This window comes from Brevibacillus sp. HB1.2, from assembly GCF_013332495.1.
Lineage (GTDB): Bacteria > Bacillota > Bacilli > Brevibacillales > Brevibacillaceae > Brevibacillus > Brevibacillus porteri.
Genome location: NZ_JABMIU010000033.1, coordinates 1 through 8,141, shown reverse-complemented (window position 1 = coordinate 8,141; position 8,141 = coordinate 1). Strand labels below are relative to the sequence as shown.

Below are 8,141 nucleotides of genomic sequence, written 5' to 3'. Positions count from 1 at the left end.
GGCCATCCAGTTTGGATGGTTTTTTTTGTACTATTTGAAAACTGAAATTTCTGACGTATGATTTTAAAAAAGGAGTCATGTCATTATGAAACAAGCTACTTCGAGTCGGCTCCACTACGCTTGGATCATTGCGGGTGTCACCTTTTTCATTCTCTTGGTTGGCGCTGGAATTCGCTCTGCTCCTGGTGTATTTATGGTTCCTGTTGAACAAGAATTTGGCTGGAGTCGCTCTTCTATCTCAATAGCGCTGTCCATTAATCTATTGCTATACGGATTGGTAGGTCCGTTTGCGGCAGCAGTCATGGATCGGTTCGGAATAAGGCGTATCACGATCATTGCTCTTATCCTGTTGGCATTGGGTTCATCCCTCACTACTTGGATGCAGGCTTCCTGGCAACTGACTGTACTTTGGGGAGTCGTTGTTGGACTGGGTTCAGGATGCACGGCTTCCGTATTAGGAGCAATGATCGCAAATCGCTGGTTTGTGAAGCAACGAGGATTGGTTATGGGTATATTAACAGCAAGCGGTGCAACAGGACAGCTGGTATTTCTTCCTCTTCTCGCGAGCTTGGCTGAATCAGATGGCTGGCGTACGGCATCGTGGGTGATTGCAACAGCAGCTCTGATCTTGGTTCCGATTGTGGCTGTCTTGATGCGTGATCGACCAAGTGATAAGGGACTTCAGGCATTTGGTGCGACAGAAGCTGATCAAGAAATAGAAGACATTAAGCAAAACCCTTTTCGTGCAGCTGTTGATGGTTTAGTAAGAGGATCTCGTTCCTTTGATTTCTGGTTGTTGGCTGGCAGCTTTTTTATTTGCGGTCTTTCTACCAATGGTTTAATCGGTACTCATTTTATCGCTGCTTGTATGGAGTACGGCATTCCAGCGGTAACGGCTGCAAGTTTACTCGCTCTCATAGGTATCTTTGACATTATCGGAACAACATTATCGGGATGGCTATCGGACCGCTTTAACAATCGTTGGCTCTTGTTTTGGTATTACGGTTTACGGGGATTTTCGTTAATGCTGCTTCCTGCAGCACTGTCCTCTTCTACGTTTACCTTGGGCATATTCATTGTCTTCTATGGCCTAGATTGGGTAGCTACAGTTCCTCCAACACTTAAGTTGACAACCGATATTTTTGGAAAACAGCAATCAGGAATTTTGTTTGGGTGGATATTAGCCGCACATCAGTTAGGTGCTGCTGTGGCCGCTTACGGTGGAGGAGTCATTTATACCATGTTGAATAGTTACTTCATCATGTTTATCATTGCGGGAATATTTTGCTTGATCGCTTCTGTATTGGTTATGCGGATTGGAAGGAACGCGCTCACGGCGAAAATTTCCGGGAACATGTAGAGGCAAATATATGGATTGAAAGAAAAACACCCGAGTGGACACTAGATCACTCGGGTGTTAGTTAGTTTTCAGGCTGCGAATACAAGGGAAGGATGATACGGAAAACAGCGCCGTGGAGTGGACCATTTTCTGCTTGGAGACGGCCGTGCGAACGTTCGATAATTGCTCGAGAAATAGCTAACCCCAGTCCGACATCACCATTTTTTCCTTTCACAAAACGATGAAATAAATGAGGGAGAAGCTCTTCCGCGACGCCTTCACCATCATCTTGTACTTCTATTTGGAGATGGCGTTTGCCTGATTTGATTTCGATCGTGATCTGATCCTTGGCATGGCGCAAAGCATTTCCAATGATATTCAACAAGGCTTGAAGAAACTTTCCTTCATCGACGTACACTAAGTCATTGGTTTTAGGCGGACGTACTGAAATCGTTACATTGTGTTGGAGCTGCAAAGGGTGTAAACGCTCAATGGCTCGATTCACCAGGTCAGTAGCGGAAAGCCATGAGGGATCAAACAAATTCTCTTCGCCTTCGAGCTTGGCCAACAATATAATTTCAGTCACAATATGCTTCAATCGATTGGTTTCCTCTACAATTACATCAAAACCTTTTTCAGCAGCATCATCAACAAAAACGCCATCGCGAATTCCCTCGGCATATCCTTGAATGGACATGAGAGGGGTTTTTAGCTCGTGGGAAGCATTCTGTAAAAATTGCCGCTGGATTTCATGGAAACGATCGAGCTCTTGTGCCATGGAGTAAACACTATTCGAGACTTCAGCAATTTCACCGCGAGCAGGAATGAGTTGGACTTCGGAAAAACGACGTGCTTGAACCTTTTTAATTTCTCTCGTCAATTTATGTAGTGGCTTCACCATACTACGCGTAATAAAAAAGCTGAGCAAAATGGTAGATACGGCTCCAATCAAAACGATGAGCAATATGTTATTCGTCATCTCCATACGAATGTCTTTTAGTCCACGTACAGGAGAGGCCAGAATCAGTCGTTGCTTTTCGTCGTTTTTAAAAGGTAAGTTAACGACCACATAATCATCGCTACCGACCATCCAAATGTTTCGATTTTGCCTTTTCTCCGCTTTACGCTCAAGGGCATCCATCCACTCATTCAAATTGGAAGAAGGCAGGGATGTGTAGAGCACTTTTTTCTTTTTTCCTAAGAGCAAAACTTCTATCTTGCGATTGGAGACGAGAAGCTTTTCGAGTTCTGCGACTCCCTCAGTTTCAATCTTTACATTCGATTCGTTCATTTTTTCAATCCAGAATCGACCTTTTAGGTTTAATTCATTCTTTTGCTGCTCGATTAAATTATCCAGCAAAAACGAATTGATCAGGGCAGCTGATACCCCTATAACAAGACAGAGAAGAAGGGCGAACATCAACGTAATGCGAAATTGGATACTCATTCATCCTTCGTTCCTTCCAATGTTCGCAGGCGATATCCAAAGCCCCAGACGGTTTCGAGAGGGATCTTGTCCAGCTTTTTTCGGATACGACGAATGAGATCATCAACCACTCGATCACTTCCAAAATAATCGTATCCCCATATAAGAGAGAGCAGCTCATCACGGGAAAAAGCCCGATTCGGATGCTCCGATAAAAGGCTAAGCACCTGAAACTCTTTCGAGGTCACCTCTACTTCCTCCCCAAAAGAATAGACCAGACGTTTTTTCTTATCTAATACAAGAGCGCTGTTAGCAGCCTCTTCCGGGTTACTGTCTTTCGCAATGAAAGGGGATTCTTCCGCATGAGACTTCATCTGTTTCCAACGTTGGAGTGCCCGATTCACGCGTGCCACTAATTCACGAGGGCTAAAAGGTTTGGTGAGATAATCGTCGCTTCCTAGCTCTAGTCCAAGAATCTTGTCTACTTCTTCGTCGCGAGCAGAAACCATGATGATAGGCGTCTCTGAACCAGCACGAATTCGTCGGCAAAACTCATAGCCATTCATACCAGGCAACATGATGTCCAATACCCATAGATCGGGAGGATTCTTTTGCTCTAAAGTAATAGCCTCTTCGGCTGATTCAAGTGCAGTTGTAACATAGCCTTCCTTTTGAAGATAGGCTTCGACGATCTGACGAATATGGATGTCATCGTCTACGATAGCAATGTGAAAGGTCTTCATAGGATTCCTCCGCGAACCTTTAGATTCTCACTTTATTGTACATCTTCAAACCGACATAAGCAGTTATTGAAGACATTTCCCACACTTTTCCCATACTTTCTTACGTTTCTTACAATAGTGTAAGGAAGTTGAAACCCAAATCGATGGGACTACGTGTTCATTCCCTGTAAAATCAAAGTACATTCAATAAACGGAGGGATACACCATGAGAAAACTACTACAGATGATCGCGATTACGTTCGGATTGTTAATCGATACGAAGACAATGATTCGCTCCTCCGAATTGGAAATGGTCGTGAAGCTGTAAAGATGATCATAAATACATGTAAAATAACATGAAATTGTAGGGGCCAGAATGTAGGGGCCTTTTTTGTTTTGTGCGATGACCCAGCCTGAAACAGGGCTGGAATATTTAGGGATACTACGAAATCCGTGTGTATACGACCAAAATCGGTGGTAAATCTTGAGGAAATGGATTGATTCAACTGGATTTTTTGGACGTGTCCTCTCTCTATATGGTATAATGAAGTATTGTGATAACCAGTTGGAGGTTTACCCTTTATGGCAGAAGAAACTGCTCGGTTTCCAAAAGTCGATATTAGCCACGAAATGAGAGAATCGTTCATTAGCTATGCGATGAGCGTTATCGTCAGTCGGGCTTTGCCTGACGTTCGCGATGGTTTGAAGCCTGTACACAGGCGTATTTTGTATGCCATGCACGATATGGGCCTTACTCCTGACAAGCCGTTCCGTAAATCGGCAAACGTTGTCGGGGAAGTAATGGCGAACTACCATCCGCATGGTGACTCTTCCATCTATGAAGCGATGGTACGTATGGCCCAAGATTTTAACATGCGCTACATGCTGGTTGAAGGGCAAGGGAACTTCGGTTCTGTAGACGGCGACCCGGCAGCGGCGATGCGTTATACGGAGTCGCGTTTTTCCAAGCTCGCGCTGGAGCTTTTGCGCGATATTGATAAAGAAACGGTCGATTTCACTCCTAACTACGACGGACGCAAAGAAGAGCCGGTTGTATTGCCTTCTCGTTTCCCGAACCTGCTTTTGAATGGGGCATCAGGGATTGCTGTAGGTATGGCTACCAATATTCCGCCACATAACCTGACAGAAGTTGTTGATGGCGTCATTGCCATGATCGACAATCCTGATATTACGATTCAAGATTTGATGAAGATTATCAAGGGACCTGACTTCCCTACAGCAGGGGAGATTCTCGGTTACAGTGGTATTCGTCGTGCCTATGAAACAGGCCGTGGTTCCATTATTATGCGCGCCAAAACCCAGATTGAAGAGGATGGGAAAGGCAAACCGCGCATCATCGTAACAGAGATTCCTTATCAGGTGAACAAGGCGAGACTCGTGGAAAAAATCGCGGAGCTCGTGCGCGAGAAAAAAATCGAAGGCATTACCGACCTTCGTGATGAGTCTGACCGCAAAGGTATGCGTATTGTGATGGAATTGCGTCGCGACGTTATTCCAAAGGTTGTTTTGAACAACTTGTTCAAGCATACCCAAATGCAGTCTACATTTGGTGTGAATATGCTGGCGCTCGTTGACAGCCGTCCGCGTGTATTGAATTTGCGTGACATGCTCTATTACTATTTGGAGCACCAACGCGTCATTATCCGCAGAAGGACCGAATACGATCTCAAGCAAGCAGAAGCTCGTGCGCATATCTTAGAAGGCTTGCGCATTGCATTGGATCACATTGACGAGATTATCAGCTTGATTCGCTCTTCTCAAACCACAGAAGAAGCTCGTACAGGACTTATGGAAAATTACTCTTTGTCTTACGAGCAGGCACAGGCCATTCTCGATATGCGTCTGCAACGCTTGACTGGTTTGGAACGAGAAAAAATCGAGAACGAATACCAAGAGCTCATGGTGAAAATCGCAGAATTGCGTTCTATTCTTGCAGACGAAGGCAAAATCTATGCAATCATCCGGGAAGAGCTGGGTGAGATCAAAGAGAAGTTTGGCGATGCAAGACGCACGGAAATTACTTTCGATGAGAATCATATCGAAGATGCTGATTTGATCCCAGAGGAAGATGTGGTCATTACCCTGACGCATGATGGTTATATTAAGCGTCTGCCTGTTTCCACCTACCGTTCGCAAAAACGTGGTGGACGTGGCGTGCAGGGTTTGGGAACCAAGGATGACGATTTTGTCGAGCATCTGTACATTACCAACTCGCATGATTACATCATGTTCTTCACGAGCAAAGGGAAGGCTTATCGCTTAAAAGGATTCGAGATTCCTGATCTAAGCCGGACAGCGAAAGGCACCCCAATCATCAATCTCATTCAGATTGAAAAAGGGGAGCGGGTTAGTGCGGTAATCCCTGTGAAGGAGTTTGATGAAGAACATTACCTGTTCTTTGCGACCAAGAAGGGGATTATTAAGAAAACCACGCTGGAGTCCTATGAAAATATTCGCAAAGGCGGACTGATTGCGGTTAACCTACGCGAAGATGATGAGTTGATTGGTGTTCGTCTGACGGATGGCAAACAAGAAATCATCATGGGTACTCACAAAGGCATGTCCGTCCGTTTCAATGAGGGAGACGTACGCACAATGGGACGTAACGCCACTGGTGTGAAGGGAATTACCCTTGACGACGATGATGATGTCATCGATATGGACGTTATCAAACCGAATGCAGAAGTGCTCATTGTAACGGCGAATGGTTACGGTAAACGGACTCCTGTCGATGAATACCGCATTCAATCTCGTGGCGGTAAAGGAATTAAGACACACAATGTAACCGATCGAAGCGGTCCGGTCGTTGGTCTGAAAGTCGTTGAGCCTGAAGAGGATCTGATGATTATTACCACTTCCGGTATCATCATCCGCACAGAAATGAAAGGTATTTCTGTGATGGGGCGTTACACGCAAGGTGTGAAACTGATCCGTTTGTCTGAAAATGAGCAAGTGGGATCAGTCGCCAAGTGTCCTCCAACTGAGGAAGAGGATATGACGGATGAAGATGTGGAAGAGAGAATCGAAGATCTGCAAGACGGAGAGACTGTCGAAGCAACCGAGCCTCCTGAACCTACCGAACCGACAGAGGAATAAAGAAAATCACGACGAAAGCGTCCCGCATAATGTGGGGCGTTTTTTCGTGTAAGTGCAGAAAGTTTGTTCTACCCAGTGCTTTTTTCCTGCAAATGGTTTGGGTTTGGAGTAAAATTGGGAAATGGATACTATATCATTAACAAGTTGGATCGGGTGGTGAGCAGGTTGCCCAATGTGGAAGTGAAACAACTGACTCTTGGAGCGAAATTGGCTGAAGACGTATTTACAGCATTGGGAGGCATTCTTTTTGCAAAAGGAACCCCTCTCTATGAAAGAGAAGTTCAATTCTTAGAAGCGTTCATGATCAAGCAGGTACAAGTAGAGGAATCAGGAGGGGCTTGGACTGACCAAGGTGAACCAACTAAGGCAGATACGCCAGAAGCTTCTGATAAGTTTATCCAAGCTAAACCTGTGTTTCAGGAGTCATTTGATAAAGCAGTGTCTACACTGAAAAATTTGATGACCCGCGTACAAGGCGGCAATAACATACCCGTTATGGAAGTCAGAGAAGTTGTGACGCCGATCATTACGGAGTTTCAGCAGCAACCACAAGTCCTTCTCTCCCTTCGGCGCTTTGCAAGGATGGATAGCTATGCCTACGAGCATGCCATAGCGGTTGGGATGATTTCTTATATGATTGCAAAATGGGTCAAGGTGCCAGAAAAGGAATGGATGCAGGTCGCATTGGCGGGTACATTGCTCGATATAGGAAAAACGAAAATTGATCGGCGGATTTTGCAAAAACCAGGGAAGCTTACGCCAGACGAATTCGAAGAGATGAAGAAGCATACCGTTTATGGCTACCAAATTATTAAGTCATCCCACGGTTTAAGTGAAGGTGTAGCATTAGCGGCTTTGCAACATCATGAGCGAGAAGATGGTTCAGGCTATCCGCTAGGTTTGCCTGGTTCTAAACTGCATTTATACAGTAAAATTGTCGCCGTGGCTGATGTGTATCATGCAATGAGCTCGGATCGTGTGCACCAAAAGGCACTGTCACCCTATCAAGTCGTGGAACAATTAGTGCAGGATAGCTTCGGGAAACTTGATCCTACCATTGTTCGGACATTTGTGGAGGGGATCACTCAATTCGCTGTAGGGACGCTAGTCGAATTAAGTGATGGAACGATTGGGAAGATCGTATTTACAGACCGTAATCACCCAACGAGACCAATGGTTGAAACAGGTGGAAAAATCGTAAACTTAGTCGAAGCTCGACATTTATCTATTATGAGAGTAATGGAACAGTAAAGGAGAGAGGCGAGTGATTCGCCTCTCTTTTAATATAATTTAAAGAAATTCAATTTTATTATAAAAAACTCTTGTGCTGTTTAAAAATACGTGATAAGATACTTCTTGTCGCTTCGGTTGAAGCAAGACTTCAAGAAGAAAAGTTACATAAGCTATTTACTTCTTGAGCATTGTTTGATAAAGTATTGAATTGTCGCCGCTAAGCGGAACAAGATTTTTTTAAAAAACATCTTGCAAAAGCCTAGGCGGTATGATAAGATAGAAAAGTCGCCTCGAGAGAGACGAG

General features: G+C 44.7%; 5 protein-coding genes. 3 read left to right on the top strand and 2 right to left on the bottom strand.

The annotated features are described in order from the left end of the window. The first annotated feature begins 85 nt into the window (after positions 1-85). Positions 86-1,360 carry an MFS transporter gene (locus tag HPY28_RS29950; protein ID WP_017246852.1) on the top strand — a complete coding sequence of 425 codons (1,275 nt, stop codon included), beginning with the start codon at positions 86-88 and terminating at the stop codon, positions 1,358-1,360. 61 nt (positions 1,361-1,421) lie between these two features. Here HPY28_RS29950 and HPY28_RS29945 read toward each other — a convergent pair whose 3' ends face one another. Both HPY28_RS29945 and HPY28_RS29940 read right to left on the bottom strand, forming a co-directional pair. Beyond that, positions 1,422-2,786 carry a sensor histidine kinase gene (locus tag HPY28_RS29945; RefSeq protein ID WP_017246853.1) on the bottom strand — a complete coding sequence of 455 codons (1,365 nt, stop codon included), beginning with the start codon at positions 2,784-2,786 and terminating at the stop codon, positions 1,422-1,424. Next, positions 2,783-3,508, bottom strand: a complete 726-nt coding sequence (locus HPY28_RS29940; RefSeq protein ID WP_017246854.1) for a response regulator transcription factor — start codon at positions 3,506-3,508, stop codon at positions 2,783-2,785. Before HPY28_RS29940 ends, HPY28_RS29945 begins: the two co-directional genes overlap by 4 nt. A gap of 561 nt (positions 3,509-4,069) precedes the next feature. Between HPY28_RS29940 and gyrA the strand changes: the two genes are divergently transcribed. After that, positions 4,070-6,604, top strand: a complete 2,535-nt coding sequence (gyrA, locus tag HPY28_RS29935; protein ID WP_017246856.1) for a DNA gyrase subunit A — start codon at positions 4,070-4,072, stop codon at positions 6,602-6,604. 165 nt (positions 6,605-6,769) lie between these two features. Then, entirely contained in the window at positions 6,770-7,855 is a 1,086-nt protein-coding gene (locus HPY28_RS29930) for an HD-GYP domain-containing protein (RefSeq protein ID WP_174231961.1), read from the top strand. Positions 7,856-8,141 lie beyond the last annotated feature (286 nt).